A 15,293-nucleotide genomic window follows, 5' to 3' on the forward strand; every position below is an offset into this window, starting at 1 on the left:
GTGTCGCCTTCGAGGCAACGACAGGAGCATCCCATGGAAAAGTTCGGTAAAAGCCAGCCGGTCAAACGGACCGAAGATCAACGGTTTTTGACCGGGCAGGGGCGTTACATGGATGATGTGGTGCCCTCGAACGCTCTGTTTGCTGCCTTCTTCCGCAGCCCGGTGGCCCATGGGGACCTCACAGCGTTGGATCTTGAGGCCGCACGGGCGGCTGACGGTGTGCGACTGGTCATGACACTGGATGATCTGGCGGCAACGGGGATCGATACCGTGCTGAGTGCCGCCGTTCTGCAGAACCGCGATGGATCCAAGGCGGCGGCCCCGGATCGGCACATGCTGGCCAAGGACCGTGTGCGGTTTGTGGGTGAACCGGTGGCGGTGGTCATCGCGGACACACCTGTACAGGCGCTGGACGCGGTTGAGTTGATCTGGATGGACACGGAAGAGCGCCCTGCAAAGCTGGACGTGGAGGCGGGTGGTGAGACATTGCACGCGGAAGCGCCCGATAACCGTGCTTTTGACTGGGGGTTGGGCGACGAAACCGGCACCGAAGCTGCCTTTCAGTCTGCCGCCCATACGGTGTCGCTAAACGTGCAGGACAACCGGGTCATCATCAGCTCGCTGGAACCACGCGGCTGTCAGGCAAACTGGGCCGAGGGGCGTCTGCATTTCTCGTATGGCGGGCAAGGCGTCTGGGCGATGAAGGCGCAATTGGCGCAGAAGCTGAAACTCGAGGCAGAAGACATCCGTGTCACCACCCCGGATGTGGGTGGCGGGTTTGGCATGAAAGTGATGCCCTATCCAGAATACTACTGCGTCGCCGTCGCCGCGATGAAGCTGGGCCAACCGGTTCACTGGATGTCAGACCGGTCCGAGGCGATGCTGTCCGATCACCATGGCCGCGATCTGACTTCGCTGGCCGAACTGGCCTTTGACGCCGATTACAGGATCACCGCCTACCGGGTCCACAGCAAGGTGAACCTTGGCGCCCATAACAGCCATTTTGGGCAAGCGATTCAGACAAGCCTGTTCAGCAAAGTGCTGATGGGTGTGTATGACGTGCAAACCACCTATCTGCGGGCCGAGGGTTTCTATACCAACACAACGCAGGTCGATGCCTATCGTGGGGCTGGGCGGCCCGAGGCGATCTATGTTCTGGAACGCGTGATGGACCGTGCAGCGCGCGAACTGGGTGTTGACCCGTGGGAGCTTCGGCGCAAGAATTTTATCCGCCCCGGCGATTTCCCTTACACCTCTTCCACGGGTGAAACCTATGATGTTGGTGACTTCGACATGGTCCTCAACCGCGCGGCTGACCAGACCATCGGGTTTGAAACCCGCAAGGCTGCGGATGCCGAACGGGGGCTGATACGCGGGCAGGGCCTCTGTTACTATATCGAAAGCATTTTAGGGGACCCTTCCGAAAACTCGAAGGTCGAGTTTTGCGAGGATGGCACCGTGAACCTGTACGTCGGAACACAATCGAACGGGCAGGGGCATGAGACGGTTTATGCCCAATTCCTGTCCGACCAGACCGGAATTCCCATGAATCAGATCACTGTCATTCAGGGCGATACTGACCGGCTCGGCCATGGTGGCGGCACCGGTGGGTCGCGTTCGGTTACGGTGCAAAGCACCGCCACGCTCGCCACCGTTGACAAGATAATCGCCGCATTCACGCCTTATCTTGCCGATAAGATAGGGGTCGAGGAAAGTGATGTAAGTTTTGACCACGAGACATTCCGCGTGCCGGGGTCCAACCTGACGCCGACGCTGACCGAAGCCGCCGAAATGGCCCGCGCCGACGGGCGTTTGGATCTGCTGCAACATGAGGCCCGCGCCAACCTGGATGCGCGCAGCTATCCGAACGGCGCGCATGTTGCCGAAGTCGTGATCGATTCTTACACCGGCGAGACATGGGTTGACCGTTATACGGTCGTTGACGATTTTGGTAACCTTATCAATCCAATGCTTGCCGAAGGGCAAGTGCATGGCGGGGTGGTTCAAGGAATCGGACAGGCCCTGAGCGAACATGTTGTGCACGATGCACATGGGCAACTGCTCACGGCTTCGTTTATGGATTACGCCTTGCCCCGTGCAGCGGACATACCCATGATTGAGTTTACCTCGGCGCCGGTTCCGTCAACCTCAAACCCGATGGGGATGAAAGGGTGCGGCGAAGCCGGCACAGTGGGCGCGCTGGCTGCAGTGGCAAACGCGGTTCAGGATGCGCTCTGGGATCATGGGGTGCGACAGGCGGATATGCCTTTCACACCTCAAAGAGTATGGGAATTGCTGACACATGAAACTGTCGCAGCTGAGTAGAAAGGTTCTGGGATGGCTTGGACGGCCCTTGCGGTCCGAACATTCTGCCGAGGTGCTCCACCGCGAACCGCTCAGCCATGTCATCATCCTGGACGGCACAATGTCGACGCTCGAACCGGGGTTCGAGACACATGCCGGGCAAACCTTGCGCCTGTGTTGCGAGATGGGCAGCAAAGTTTCGGTGTTTTATGAGGCGGGCGTGCAGTGGGAAAACTGGAAATCCTCGCTGGATGTGATGATGGGCCGGGGTATCAACCGCCAAATTCGTCGTGCCTATGGCTATCTGGCCTCACGCTACAAGCCTGGGGACCGGATCTATTTCATCGGCTACTCACGCGGGGCTTACGGCGTACGCAGTCTGGCAGGGGTGATCGATATGATCGGTCTGCTCAAGGCCGAGCACGCGACCGAGCGCAACATTCAGCAAGCCTATCGCCACTATGAATGCAATCCCAGCGGCACCGCCGCGCGCGATTTCCGACGGAAGTTCTGTCATGAAGGGGTTGAGATCGAAATGATCGGCGTCTGGGACACTGTCAAGGCGTTGGGCCTGCGGCTGCCGCTGCTCTGGCGCTGGGCCGAGGAACGCCACGCCTTTCACAGCCATCAACTGGGCCCTTCGACCCGCCACGGCTATCACGCCATGGCATTGGACGAGACGCGTGAGGTTTTCGACCCGGTGCTGTGGAAATGCACGCCCGAGTTCAAAGGTCATGTGGAACAGGTCTGGTTTCGAGGCACCCACGGTGACATCGGCGGGCAGTTGAACGGCTTTGAAGAGGCGCGACCGCTCAGCAACATTTCCCTGATCTGGATGTTGGACAAGGCGGAGATGCACGGATTGCCGTTGCCCGAAGGCTGGCGCGACCGCTTTCCCATAGATACACATGCCCGGTCGGTTGGCACATGGCGCGGCTGGGGCAAGATTTTCCTGCTGCGCAAACACCGCAAGGTCGGACGGGATCAGTCAGAGCGCCTACATGTCTCGGTATCACCAGAGGAACTGCCCGGTTGGGTCGCGATGCCGAACTTGCCGTCGCATCCGGCGCAGTAGATCTTAGTCGAAGGAAGTTACACTGGGATCGGCGGAAAACGCTTCAAACGCTTCTACCACGTCTCGCTTGAGATTTCGTACGAGCGACAATTCTGGCAGCGCGTGTATTTGGAAGAAGCCAACCTCGCTGGTCTCGGTACCGGCCTGTGGATCGCTTCCGCCAATTTCATCGCACAAAAAGAACAGCTTATAGAAATCCCGCGCATCCGCTGGATAGGGGTGCCGCGCCTTGTGGCGCAAGGCATACAAGCGTCGCGCCCGAACCCGAAGACCGGCCTCTTCCCAGACCTCACGTTCGATGTTTTCCGCCGGAGAGCTACCGATATCCGCGAACCCGCCGGGCATCGACCAGCGCCCGTCACTGCGCTCTCGCACCAAAAGGATGCGACCGTTCCGGATCACTGCGGCGCGAATATCGATACTGGGCGTGGCATAGCCGCCCGCATGTTCCGAAACCAGTCCTTCGATCCGCGAAATTGGAACCTGACCCAGATCTGCCAGAATGGCACGAGCCATGGTTGCGATCTCGTCATAGCGTTCGCGGTCAAACGGATCCTTGGTGAAATGCTGGCCGGTTTCGGCCAGCGCCAGCAGGCGTTTTGCCCGGGCTAGCCAGGTATCCTCTATCGCTGTCGGATCCTGGCGCATGAGCTTTACCGACGTCGGTCGCGGCGCGAGCTCATCGGCTGGAAGGCCACGCCCACATGCGCCTCGCAATAGGGTTTGCCCGCTTCAACCGGCAGGCCACAGAACCAGAAATCTTCTGTCGCGGGGTCGCCCACGGGCCATTTGCAGGTTTTCTCGGTCAGCTCCATCAGGGTCAGCTTCTTGGCCTTCTTCTCGATCTCATTGACCTTGGCCAGCGCTTCGGGGCTGATTTCATTGGCCGAAGGCTGCGGCGGCAGCGGTTGACCGGCGGGGATGATCTGGCGGCGGGCCGGAACGGCGGGTTTTGCCTCGGCGGTCGGGGCAGGGGCCGGGCGCGCCGGTTCGGTCTTGGGCGTGGGTTTGGGCTTGGCCTCAGCCTTGGGGGCGGGTACCGGTTTTTCTTTCGGTTCCGCCTTGGCCGGGGATGCGCCTGTTGCCCGGTTGGACAGGCCCAGGCGATGCACCTTGCCGATCACCGCATTGCGGGTCACGCCACCCAGTTCCTTGGCAATCTGGCTGGCCGACTGGCCTTCGCCCCACATCTTCTTCAGCAGTTCTACACGCTCGTCTGTCCAGGACATCGTTAGCCTTTCAAAAGCGGAAAGCGGCCCCGGATTCGGGCCGCCTTGGAAATTCGTCTCAGCCCCTATTCTAAACACTGCAGCCCGAGTTACAAGCTGTCTTCGAATCAGGTTGAGGGCAAAACATGCAGAATCCCGCAGATCAGACCGCGCGCCGCTTCGGAGCAGTCAACTGGATGGGACTATACACGCTGGCACAGCGCGAGACCCTGCGCTTTCTGGCGGTCTGGACCCAGACCGTACTGGCGCCGCTGGTGACGGCAGGGTTGTTCCTGCTGATCTTTACCATCGCCATCGGACCCAGTCGACCTGATGTCATGGGCGTCCCATTTGAGATGTTTCTGGCCCCGGGGATCATGATGATGACGGTGATCCAGAACGCCTTTGCCAATACCTCATCTTCAATGGTGATCGCCAAAGTACAAGGCAATATCGTTGATACTTTGATGCCGCCACTATCACCGCTTGAGATTCTTTTGGGCTATCTCGCGGGGGGCATCGCCCGTGGTGTGATGATTGCACTGGTGACCTCAATCGCGTTGTTGGTTCTGCTTTCTATCGCCCCTCAGCATCCGTTGGTCGCGCTTATCTTTGTGGTACTTGGAGGCGCATTCATGGGTGCGCTGGGATTGTTTGCCGGTATCTTTGCAAACAAGTTCGACCAAATGGCGGCGATCACCAACTTCGTTGTGACGCCGTTGGCCTTCCTGTCGGGCACATTCTACTCGGTCGACGCGCTGCCCCCGGTCCTGAACCGTCTGACCCATCTGAATCCGGTCTTCTATCTGATCGACGGTTTGCGTTACGGAATGATCGGGGTGTCGGATAGTTCTCCGTGGCTGGGCATGGCGGTCTGCGCGTTTGCGACATTGGTGGTCGGGCTCATCACCTGGCAGATGTTGCGCACCGGGTACAGGTTGAAAGCTTGAAGCAAGCCAAACCATCTTTGCTGACGGTTTGTCGGCTCTGTGTTTTGCCTGTTACCCTTGCCGCTGTACTGCTTCTCGCCAAACCAAAATCAGCCCGCCGGCCAGAATGGTGATCGACCCGATCAGGCTGATCCAGTCGGGGATCACATCGAACACCGCAAAGTCATAAAGGGCGGCAAAGATCAGTGTCGCATAGCTGATCGGGGCCACAAAAGACGCGTCCGCCCGCGCCATGCCGTTGACGAAACACGCCTGCGCACAGGCCATCAGGACGCCGATCCCCACCAATGCAACCCATTGCTGCAGGGTTGGCATCTGAAAGACAAAACTGACCGCAATGGTGGCGATCACCAACCCCATCGAGTTGTTGATCAACAGAATCTGGATCGGCGGCTCGCGGCCCGATAGCTTCTTGATAAAGATCAGCTCCATCCCGATCAGCGCAGCGGCTGACAGCGCCAAAAGGGCAGCAGGCTGAAAGCTGGCAGGCGTTGGGCGCAGCAAGATCAGCGCACCGATCAGGGCAACGGCTGCGGCCAGCCAGCGCCACGGGCCTACCCGCTCCCCCAACAGCGGAATTGCAAGAACCATGCCAAAGACGGGATTCAGAAAGGAAATAGCTGTCGCATCCGCCATCGGAATGAAGGCCACCGAGGCAAACATCAAAGTCACCCCGGCCCAGCCAAAGCTGGTTCGCCCGATATGAAGCCCCCAATGGGGCTTCACCAGCCGGGGCCGCAGGATCGCAACCACGGACAGGATGGCCAGCAGGGCAAACAGAAACCGCCCATGACTGATTTGCATCGCGTGCAAAGGTGGCCCAAGTGCATCCGTCCCCAGCGCCTTGGCCAGCAGCGTTGTCGCCGCGATGAAAGCAGTGGCGACAAAGATCAGCGCAGCGGCCAGCGGTGGATTATGGCGTTTGGGTTCAAACATGGCCAACCGGTGCGTGGTTGCATGTGCTTTGGCAAGCGCAAAATGCGACCCGTGCAAAATAGCGGCTTCCCAACCTGCACAACCATCGCTATACGGGCGGCCATGATCAAACGCGTGCATATCCAACTGCTCCGACGCCGACGCATCTCTGCGTAACCGGCCTGTTTGATCTTATGTGCCTTCCAATTCGGCACAAACCTCACCAAATCTGTTGACGAACAGGGCCTTCGTGTATCACTCACGAGGCTCATACTATCTGAAAAGGATGATCCCATGATCCCGTCCGTTCTGCCGACCTATAACCGTGCGCCCCTGACTTTCGTGAAGGGTGAGGGCGCCTGGCTGACCGAGGCGGATGGCCGACGTTTTCTGGATCTCGGTGCCGGGATCGCGGTGAACGCGCTGGGTCATGCGCACCCCGCGCTTGTGGCCGCGCTGACCGAGCAGGCCCACGCACTGTGGCATGTTTCGAACCTGTACAACATCCCGCAGCAACAGGCGCTGGCCGACAAGCTGGTCGAGCACACCTTTGCGGACACGGTGTTCTTCACGAACTCCGGCACGGAATCCTGCGAACTGGCCGTGAAAATGGCCCGCAAGTATTTCTATGACAAAGGTCAGCCTGAGCGCGTTGAAATCATCACCTTCGACGGGTCATTCCATGGACGCTCCTCTGCAGGCATTGCTGCCGCCGGGTCGGAAAAGATGACCAAGGGCTTTGGTCCTTTGTTGCCCGGCTTTGTGCACCTGACCTTTGGTGACCTGGACGGCGTCACCAATGCGATTGACGACAAAACCGCGGCCATCCTGATCGAGCCGGTGCAGGGCGAAGGTGGCATCCGCCCGGTGCCTGATGCCGAACTCAAAGCGCTGCGTCAGATCTGTGATGAAAACGGTCTGCTGCTGATCCTGGACGAAGTGCAATGCGGCGTTGGCCGGACCGGCAAGCTGTTCGCGCATGAGTGGGCAGGGATCACCCCTGACATCATGATGGTCGCCAAAGGTATCGGTGGCGGCTTCCCTCTCGGCGCTGTTCTGGCAACCGAAGACGCGGCATCCGGCATGACAGCGGGCACCCATGGCTCGACTTATGGCGGCAACCCGCTGGGTTGCGCCGTAGGCTGCGCCGTGATCGAGCAGGTGGCAACCCCGGCCTTCCTCGAAGGTGTCAACCGAAAGGCCGGGCTTCTGCGCCAGAAACTCGAAGGTCTGGTTGCTGATCATTCCGAAGTCTTTGAAGAGGTCCGCGGCTGTGGACTGATGCTCGGTCTCAAATGCAGACCTGCCAATGTCGATGTGGTCAGTGCAGGCTATGACAACGAGGTTATCACCGTCCCCGCCGCCGACAACGTGATCCGCTTGTTGCCGCCGCTGACACTGACCGAGGATGACATCGCTCAAGCCATGATCCGCCTCGACAAAGCTGCCAAACAGATCGAAACCCAGCTCGCAACTGCCTGAGCTTCATCTTTTTCCAAATACTCCGGGGGTGTGGGGGCTGACCCGCACCCGCCATCAGCCAAAAGCGAAGCAAAATGAACCATTTCCTCGACATCCATAAAACCGATGCCTCCGACCTGCGGGCCATGATCGATCAGGCGGGCGCGATGAAACAGGCGCGCCTGGGCCGTCCCAAGGCAGCGCTAGACAGCGATCAGCCGCTGGCCGGTCGCATGGTCGCGCTGATCTTTGAAAAACCCTCGACCCGGACCCGTGTTTCTTTTGACGTGGGCGTCCGTCAGATGGGTGGTCAGACCATGGTACTGTCCGGCAAGGACATGCAACTGGGCCATGGCGAGACGATTGCCGACACCGCCCGCGTCCTGTCGCGCTATGTCGACATGATCATGATCCGGACCTTTGACGAGACCATCCTGACCGAAATGGCCGAATATTCAGACGTGCCGGTTATCAACGGCCTGACCGACCGCACCCATCCCTGTCAGATTATGGCCGACGTGCTCACGTTCGAGGAACATCGTGGCCCCATCGCGGGTAAAAAGGTGGTCTGGACTGGCGATGGCAACAATGTCTGCGCCTCTTTCCTTCACGCCGCAGGCCAGTTCGGGTTCGACCTGACATTCACCGGCCCCGCGCAATTCGACCCCGAAGAAGAGTTCATGGGGTTCGCGCGGCAGAAAGGGTCTCAAATCGTAGTCGAGCGGGATCCATTCAAGGCCGTTGAAGGGGCTGATTTGGTGGTCGCGGACACTTGGGTCTCGATGCACGATTCCCAGTCTGCCAAGGAACGCCGCCACAATCTGCTGCGCCCCTATCAGGTCAACACGGAACTTATGTCCCACGCCAAGCCGGATGCGTTGTTCATGCACTGCCTGCCTGCCCACCGCGAGGAGGAGGCAACCTCTGAGGTGATGGACGGTCCGAACTCGGTCATTTTTGACGAGGCTGAAAACCGCCTGCATGCGCAAAAAGCGGTTATGCGCTGGTGCCTTGGCGTTTAACGCCGTCGTACCTCCCAAACCCGCAATCTGGCGAGCGTTCCGACGCTCGCCAAAATCACAAGAACGCACAGGGCGATCTTGGTGATGATTTCCATCGTACCCTCGATGAGTAATGCATGGACAACACTGCCCAGAATGGTCGCGATGGCCAAAGTGACGTGACCCAGACGCCAAACTCGAAACCGCAGGCGCAAGCGTTGACGTAAAACCCCCATCAGTGCAGCGGCAAAGCCGGTCCACATGGCGATTACGCCCCAGGCCGAAAAAGGGGTGGCTGAAACAAATAGCAAGGCATCCACCACGTCCGGAGGGCTTGTGATCCACAACCCGGCGACGTGGATTACGATGGCTGCGATCAGTGCCAGACCGCACCATCTGTGCCAGTATCGGCTTGTCACCGGTGAAAGCCCGGGCAGCCAGCGTCCGGCTAGCAAAGGTTGCATCAGCAGAAGGCACATCCCGATGATGCCCGCAAATCCGGCTAGAATGTAGATCGGGTCACGCCACGCCAGGTAAGGGCTAAAGGCCGATGCGATGATCGGCACGGTAAGAGCGGTACCCAGCACCGCCCAGATAACAATACTCCTCACCACGTTTCAGAGCGGCTGCAATACAAAATGCGCGGCTAACGTCTTGTCTTTTGCGCTCGACATCACGGGGCGCAGGAAAACGGTCTCGAACTCCTCACTGTCATAAGCCAGATGCCCGTGCGGTTGACCAAAGGCGGGCACGATTTGCGGCATCTCCAGCCGGAACTCACCCTTCGCATCCGTCAATGTGGCGCCGTGGCTGTGCGGATCGCGCTCGTGCCCCTCGGTAGTATGTGCCCAGATTTGAATGCGCTGGCCGGGCAGGGGGGCTCCGTCCCCTGCGCGCCGCACCGTGCCGGTCATCCAGAACCCACCGCCACCGATCTGGTCCACGATTGGTGCACCGGGGCGATAATTGTTCGATCCGCCCCGCATCGAAGGCGTTGGCACTAGCCCGCTTGCGCGTGCTGGCAACAAAAGCCCCGAGGTCCCGGTTGCCACAACGGCGGCACCTTGGGTGATCAGTGAACGACGGGAGAGCAACGCGCCAGTCATCGAGAAACCTCCAATCCGCGACTACTTTTGGTCCGATAACGAGAAGTAAGATAGCATGTTTCCGGCAGATTCCGAGACAACTAGATTCAGAAAGGCCTACTCTCACGCTTCTGTGAGGCGGACAGAGGCCACAGGACCGAAACTCTTTGACGTTTCGTTTTGTAAGGTGCGAAGCTTGCGCTCATGGTGTCTGAATCGAAAGGTCATGCCATGACGCAAACTGATCAGGTCTCAGTCGAAGATATTGCGGCGTTCCAGCGCGACGGGGCCGTTGTTCTTCGGTCAAAATTCTCGTCCGACTGGCTGTCGTTGCTACGCGCAGGCATCGACGCCGACCTTGATAGTCCAACCGATAATTTCACCCGCCATACCAAAGATCCGAACGCCCGCGGCTATTTCGAGGATTACTGGGCCTGGAACAAAGTCCCACAATTCACCGAGTTCGTTCACAACTCACCCTGTGCGCCGCTTGCCGCCGGGTTGTTGGGGGCACCGTCCATCAACCTAGTTATGGACAACTGGTTTCTTCGTGAAGCTGGATCAACTTCGCGTCCACCTTTCCACCAGGATTTGTCTTATTTCGATTTCGAAGGCACCATGTGTGTTCTTTGGTTGCCGTTGGAGCCGGTAACAAAGGAAAACGGTATCGCCTTCGTCAAGGGATCACACCTGTGGAACAAGCTTTTCATGCGGGTGCGCTTTGCTGATGGGCACCCAAGTTATGAACCGACTGAGGTTGCCGGGCAAACTTATCACCCGCCGCCTGATGTCAACGCGGACCCGGACGCCTATGATTTGTTACAATGGGATCTGGAGCTTGGAGATTGTATCTTTTTCGATATGCGGACGTTGCATGGTGGGCTGTCCTCGATCACCCCGTCGGAAACGGTGCGCCGTTTCACGCTGCGCATGACTGCACCAGATGGCGTCATTCGATACCGTGGCGACTGGACCAAAGATGAGCGCGCGCAGTTCGAGGCCGCGGGTTATGGCGAGGGGGATAGGATCAATGGCTCGTTTTTTCCCCGACTCTGGCCCCGCTAATTAGACCGGCAATGCACCCAGTCTGTGCGTTTGTGCACTTTATTGACCGAAAAATGCGGCTATCTCTTGCATGAGCGAACGATGTTCAGCTTTGCCATGTGCAGCGTAGGGAGTGATGCAATGAGTTGGAATCCGACCCACAATCCAGAGTGTCTCTCGGAAAACCCGGCGTTGGACACTTTGATTATTCCACGCGCCCGTGATCTGGGCGGGTTCGAGGTGCGCCGGGCCTTGCCTTCGGTCAAACGGCAACTGGTGGGTCCGTTCATCTTTTTCGATCAGATGGGCCCCGCCGAATTCATCACCGAAGGCGGTATCGACGTGCGCCCCCACCCTCATATCGGACTGGGCACCGTTACCTATCTCTATCAGGGCGAGTTCGAGCATCGCGACAGCCTCGGCACCCACCAGATGATCTATCCGGGTGAGGTCAATTGGATGGTCGCAGGACGGGGTGTCACCCATTCCGAACGCACCAGCGACGAGACGCGCGGCAAGAAACACAGCTTGTTTGGCATCCAGACCTGGATCGCCTTGCCTGAAGCGCACGAGGATATGGCCCCTGATTTCGAGCATCACAAACAGGCCGCGCTGCCGCATCTTCAAGACGCGGGCGTCAGTGCCCGATTGATCCTGGGTTCGGCCTATGGCCAAACCAGTCCGGTCACCATGCTGTCCGAGACCTTCTATCTGGACGTGCAGCTTGAACCCGGTGCCTCCTTTCCGCTGCCCGATGATCACGAGGATCGCGGCGTCTATGTCACTCAGGGTTCGGTCGAGGTCGCAGGCGACACGTTTGATGAAGGCCGCATGATGGTGTTCCGCCCCGGTGACAAACTGTCGGTTAAGGCAGGTTCCTTGGGTGCGCGACTGATGCTGCTGGGCGGCGCGACCCTGAACGAGGGCCGCTATATCTGGTGGAACTTCGTGTCCTCTTCGAAAGAAAAGATCGAAACCGCAACGCGTGAGTGGAAAAGCGCCGATTGGGCCAATGGCGCGTTCCACTTACCGCCGGGTGACGATCAGGAATTTATCCCTATTTCTGAAGAGCTTGAACGTACCAAGCCACGGTTGGCGCGTTGACAATCGACCTCGGTAGCCGCGGGGTTGTGTAACGGGCCATTTGCGGTGATCCTTTCAGGTGTTTCTGAGAGGGTTTTATGAAACTCGTTATTGCAGGTGCGGGCAGCATTGGGTGTTATTGCGGCGCATTGCTGGCCCGGGTGGGCCATTCCGTCACCTTGCTGGGCCGCGCCCGTGTGCTGGACCCGATCCGTCAACACGGGCTGACGGTCACCGACTTTGACGGGCTCGATTACACCGCGCCGACCAGTTCCTTAACCCTCAGCCACGATCCCGCATGTTTGGGAGATGCCGAACTGGTGATCGTCACCGTCAAATCGGGGGCCACGGCGGATATGGCCGACCTGATCGCCGCCGAGGCACCGCAGAGCGCTCCTGTCCTGTCCTGGCAGAACGGGATCGCAAATGCTGCGACTTTGCGTGTCGCCTTGCCTGGGCGAGATGTGCGTGCCGGGATGGTGCCCTTTAACGTGGTGCCCAACGGCCCCGCGTCCTATCACCGGGCAACATCGGGCGAGATTGTCATCGAAAACGGCCCCGGCGATTTGGCCGCCCGTCTTGACAGCCCTGACCTGCCGGTCTTGGCGAGTGACCAGATCGAGGCGGTGCAATGGGGCAAGTTGCTGATCAATCTGAACAATGCGCTGAATGCCCTTTCCGGCCTTACGATTGTGGATCAACTGACAAGCCGCGATTGGCGCAACCTTATGGCTGATCAGATGGCCGAGGCACTTTCCGTTCTCAAGGCATCAGGGCATCCAGCGGCCTCAACCACGCCGCTGCCAGTTTGGATGACCCCGCATATACTGCGGCTCCCGACACCGCTGTTTACCCGCGTTGCGGCCCGGATGCTGACCATTGATCCCAACGCCCGAACCTCGATGGCTTATGATCTGATGGCCGAACGGCAGACGGAAATCGACAGTCTGCAAGGCCATATCATAAGGTTGGGCCGGGAAACCGGGGTGCCGACGCCGATCTGCATTCAAGTGTCCGACCTGATCAAACACGCGCCCGATCATAAGCTGACCCCGGATCAGATCCGGATGTGACCGCACCCGTCAGGCGAAGGCGGTGAGCATCCAATAGATCAAGGCTGACATCGTTGCGGCAGCAGGCACGGTCACAACCCATGCTGCCACGATGGTCATGAAATGTGACCGTCGCACCAGTTTGCGGCGGCGGTATTCTTCCGGGGCCAGTTGCTGGGTAGCAATGCGCTGAAGGTTCGTCTGCTTGCGCCGACGCTCGGAATGCCATTCGCGATAGAAGCCGACGCCAAAGACCGCACCAACGGCAATATGGGTCGAGCTGACCGGCAGGCCCAGCCAACTGGCCACAATCACGGTGATCGCCGCCGACAGGGCAACGCAGAAGGCGCGCATCGGGTTCAGCTTGGTGATCTGGCTGCCCACCATCCGGATCAGCTTGGGACCGAACAGGAACAGACCGAATGAGATTCCGAACGCGCCGATGATCATCACCCAAAGCGGGATTGAAACCTTCGAGGCGAAATCACCAAACTCTGCCGCGTGAACAATCGCCGCCAGCGGACCAACTGCATTGGCGACGTCATTCGCGCCATGGGCAAAGCTCAGGAACGTGGCCGAGATCACAAGTGGAAGTCCAAACAGTGTCTTCAGCGACCGGGTTCGGTTCTCCAGTCCTTCGGATTTGCGTTTAACCCAGGGAATGGTCACAGACCAGGCCAGAAGCCCTGTGCCTAAACCAATCAGCAGAGCCATCTCCAGATCGATTTTCACGATCCGTTTCAGACCTTTTACGGACAGATAGGTGGCAAAGGCCCCCGCCATCACCGCCACAAGGATCGGCACCCACTTGCGTGCCGCAGCAATTTTGTCGTCCTGATACTGGATCTTGTTCTTGATCAGCGCCAGAAAACCGGCTGCAACCACGCCTCCTAGCACCGGAGAAATTACCCAGCTGGCTGCAATTGCACTCATCGTGCCCCAGTTCACCGCGCTCAGGCCCGCTGCTGCAATCCCGGCACCCATAACCCCACCCACGACCGAGTGCGTGGTGGACACCGGTGCGCCGACCCAGGTCGCCAGATTGACCCACATTGCCGACGAGATCAGCGCCGCCATCATGGCCCAGATGAACACATCGCTGTTCTGCACCGAGGCCGGATCGATAATCCCCTTGGAGATGGTCGAGACCACATCCCCGCCAGCCAGCAATGCGCCCGCGCTTTCGGCAATAGCGGCAATCAAAATGGCTCCGCCCATTGTCAGTGCATTCGCACCAACCGCAGGACCCATGTTGTTGGCCACGTCATTGGCGCCAATGTTGATCGCCATATAGGCCCCAAACGCAGCCGCCGCGATGATGATATGGCCGCCGTCGGCCTGACCAAACAGAACGGCCGCAGTCAACCCCGCCAGCGCCATGAACGCCAGCGCGATCCCCGGGGCCAACAAGGGGCGCGACACGTGTATATTGGCGGTCTCGACGCGGGAAATTCGGTGCAGGTCGCTGTCAAGCGCCTGCCAACGTGGTTTTGGGTTTGAGTCAGACATTGGTTTGGTCAGAAATTTGAAGATCGCCCGCAGGTAACGGTTTCCCATTGCAGGGGCAAGCTGGGTGCCATCAAATTGTTGCGAATTCGTTACATTTGCCGCAGCAGCGCCTGTAACTCGGGTTCCTGAACGCGCGTTGCTGCTTCGGTGGGGGAAAACCAGCCGCGTTCACGCTGATCGGCTTCGGGAAAATCATCGGCCAACGCTTGTACGGGAATCCGGTAGACATTGGTTAAAACCGACAGTGCCGAACCGTCTTTGAGGATCTTGTCATAAGTGAAATGGCCGACGGGATCTTTGTGAACCGTATTCGCGCGTACTCCGGCCTCTTCCCAAGCTTCCTGCAAGGCCGTTTCCGCCCCATTCAGACCATCGATAGGCCAACCCTTGGGGATGATCCAACGTTTGGTGTCACGGCTTGTGATCAGCAGAACTTCGTCCTGACCGTCATGAATGCGGGTGCACAATGCTGCAAACTGCACCCGCTGTGGGCGCAGTAACAGAGGTCGTCCAACCTCTTCCCAGAGTTTTCGCAGTGTTGAACCCATTAAGCAGCGCTTCAACCAAATTATGTCATCGGAACTGGACGGACCTAACAGTGCCAAT

15 protein-coding genes are annotated in these 15,293 nt (G+C 58.9%); 8 read left to right on the plus strand and 7 right to left on the minus strand.

The features are described 5' to 3' along the window. Positions 1 to 33 precede the first annotated feature (33 nt). Positions 34 to 2,325, plus strand: a complete 2,292-nt coding sequence (locus AC2FLD_RS03365) for a xanthine dehydrogenase family protein molybdopterin-binding subunit (RefSeq protein WP_496667485.1) — start codon at positions 34 to 36, stop codon at positions 2,323 to 2,325. Next, positions 2,303 to 3,379, plus strand: coding sequence for a T6SS phospholipase effector Tle1-like catalytic domain-containing protein (locus tag AC2FLD_RS03370; protein ID WP_496667484.1), 1,077 nt, complete (start codon positions 2,303 to 2,305; stop codon positions 3,377 to 3,379). Before AC2FLD_RS03365 ends, AC2FLD_RS03370 begins: the two co-directional genes overlap by 23 nt. 3 nt (positions 3,380 to 3,382) lie before the next feature. Here the strand turns inward: AC2FLD_RS03370 and AC2FLD_RS03375 are convergent, their stop codons facing one another. Both AC2FLD_RS03375 and AC2FLD_RS03380 read right to left on the minus strand, forming a co-directional pair. Next, positions 3,383 to 4,027: an NUDIX hydrolase gene (locus AC2FLD_RS03375; RefSeq protein WP_496667483.1), complete on the minus strand. Its 645-nt coding sequence runs from the start codon at positions 4,025 to 4,027 to the stop codon at positions 3,383 to 3,385. 5 nt (positions 4,028 to 4,032) lie between these two features. Further along, on the minus strand, positions 4,033 to 4,608 hold the full coding sequence (locus AC2FLD_RS03380; protein ID WP_496667482.1) for a GcrA family cell cycle regulator: 576 nt from the start codon (positions 4,606 to 4,608) through the stop codon (positions 4,033 to 4,035). Positions 4,609 to 4,733: 125 nt separating this feature from the next. Between AC2FLD_RS03380 and AC2FLD_RS03385 the strand changes: the two genes are divergently transcribed. Beyond that, positions 4,734 to 5,537, plus strand: coding sequence for an ABC transporter permease (locus AC2FLD_RS03385; protein ID WP_496667481.1), 804 nt, complete (start codon positions 4,734 to 4,736; stop codon positions 5,535 to 5,537). A gap of 51 nt (positions 5,538 to 5,588) precedes the next feature. Here the strand turns inward: AC2FLD_RS03385 and AC2FLD_RS03390 are convergent, their stop codons facing one another. Then, positions 5,589 to 6,473 (minus strand): DMT family transporter, encoded by an 885-nt coding sequence (locus AC2FLD_RS03390; RefSeq protein WP_496667674.1) that lies wholly within the window; start codon positions 6,471 to 6,473, stop codon positions 5,589 to 5,591. Positions 6,474 to 6,746: 273 nt separating this feature from the next. Between AC2FLD_RS03390 and AC2FLD_RS03395 the strand changes: the two genes are divergently transcribed. After that, positions 6,747 to 7,934, plus strand: a complete 1,188-nt coding sequence (locus AC2FLD_RS03395; RefSeq protein ID WP_496667480.1) for an aspartate aminotransferase family protein — start codon at positions 6,747 to 6,749, stop codon at positions 7,932 to 7,934. Positions 7,935 to 8,008: 74 nt separating this feature from the next. Further along, complete coding sequence (gene argF, locus AC2FLD_RS03400) at positions 8,009 to 8,935, plus strand: ornithine carbamoyltransferase (protein ID WP_496667479.1); 927 nt, start codon at positions 8,009 to 8,011, stop codon at positions 8,933 to 8,935. Here the strand turns inward: argF and AC2FLD_RS03405 are convergent. Together AC2FLD_RS03405 and AC2FLD_RS03410 are read right to left on the minus strand one after the other, a co-directional pair. Beyond that, complete coding sequence (locus AC2FLD_RS03405; protein WP_496667478.1) at positions 8,932 to 9,525, minus strand: ferric reductase-like transmembrane domain-containing protein; 594 nt, start codon at positions 9,523 to 9,525, stop codon at positions 8,932 to 8,934. The two genes, argF and AC2FLD_RS03405, sit on opposite strands and share 4 nt — an antisense overlap. 6 nt (positions 9,526 to 9,531) lie before the next feature. Continuing rightward, positions 9,532 to 10,020: a twin-arginine translocation pathway signal gene (locus AC2FLD_RS03410; RefSeq protein WP_496667477.1), complete on the minus strand. Its 489-nt coding sequence runs from the start codon at positions 10,018 to 10,020 to the stop codon at positions 9,532 to 9,534. A 210-nt stretch (positions 10,021 to 10,230) separates the two neighbouring features. On the opposite strand from AC2FLD_RS03410, the gene AC2FLD_RS03415 reads away from it, so the two are divergent. The 3 genes from AC2FLD_RS03415 (at position 10,231) to AC2FLD_RS03425 (ending at position 13,199) form a co-directional block, all read left to right on the plus strand. Then, positions 10,231 to 11,064: a phytanoyl-CoA dioxygenase family protein gene (locus tag AC2FLD_RS03415; protein WP_496667476.1), complete on the plus strand. Its 834-nt coding sequence runs from the start codon at positions 10,231 to 10,233 to the stop codon at positions 11,062 to 11,064. Between the two features lie 120 nt (positions 11,065 to 11,184). Then, positions 11,185 to 12,147 (plus strand): pirin family protein, encoded by a 963-nt coding sequence (locus AC2FLD_RS03420; RefSeq protein WP_496667475.1) that lies wholly within the window; start codon positions 11,185 to 11,187, stop codon positions 12,145 to 12,147. A 77-nt stretch (positions 12,148 to 12,224) separates the two neighbouring features. Then, positions 12,225 to 13,199: a 2-dehydropantoate 2-reductase gene (locus AC2FLD_RS03425; RefSeq protein WP_496667474.1), complete on the plus strand. Its 975-nt coding sequence runs from the start codon at positions 12,225 to 12,227 to the stop codon at positions 13,197 to 13,199. 9 nt (positions 13,200 to 13,208) lie between these two features. Here the strand turns inward: AC2FLD_RS03425 and AC2FLD_RS03430 are convergent, their stop codons facing one another. Both AC2FLD_RS03430 and AC2FLD_RS03435 read right to left on the minus strand, forming a co-directional pair. Then, a complete protein-coding gene (locus AC2FLD_RS03430; RefSeq protein WP_496667473.1) occupies positions 13,209 to 14,687 on the minus strand; it encodes an inorganic phosphate transporter in 1,479 nt (492 codons plus the stop codon). An 89-nt stretch (positions 14,688 to 14,776) separates the two neighbouring features. Beyond that, positions 14,777 to 15,235, minus strand: coding sequence for an NUDIX hydrolase (locus AC2FLD_RS03435; protein ID WP_496667472.1), 459 nt, complete (start codon positions 15,233 to 15,235; stop codon positions 14,777 to 14,779). Positions 15,236 to 15,293: the final 58 nt, after the last annotated feature.

It is taken from the genome of Ruegeria sp. CDSA021, assembly GCF_059612325.1.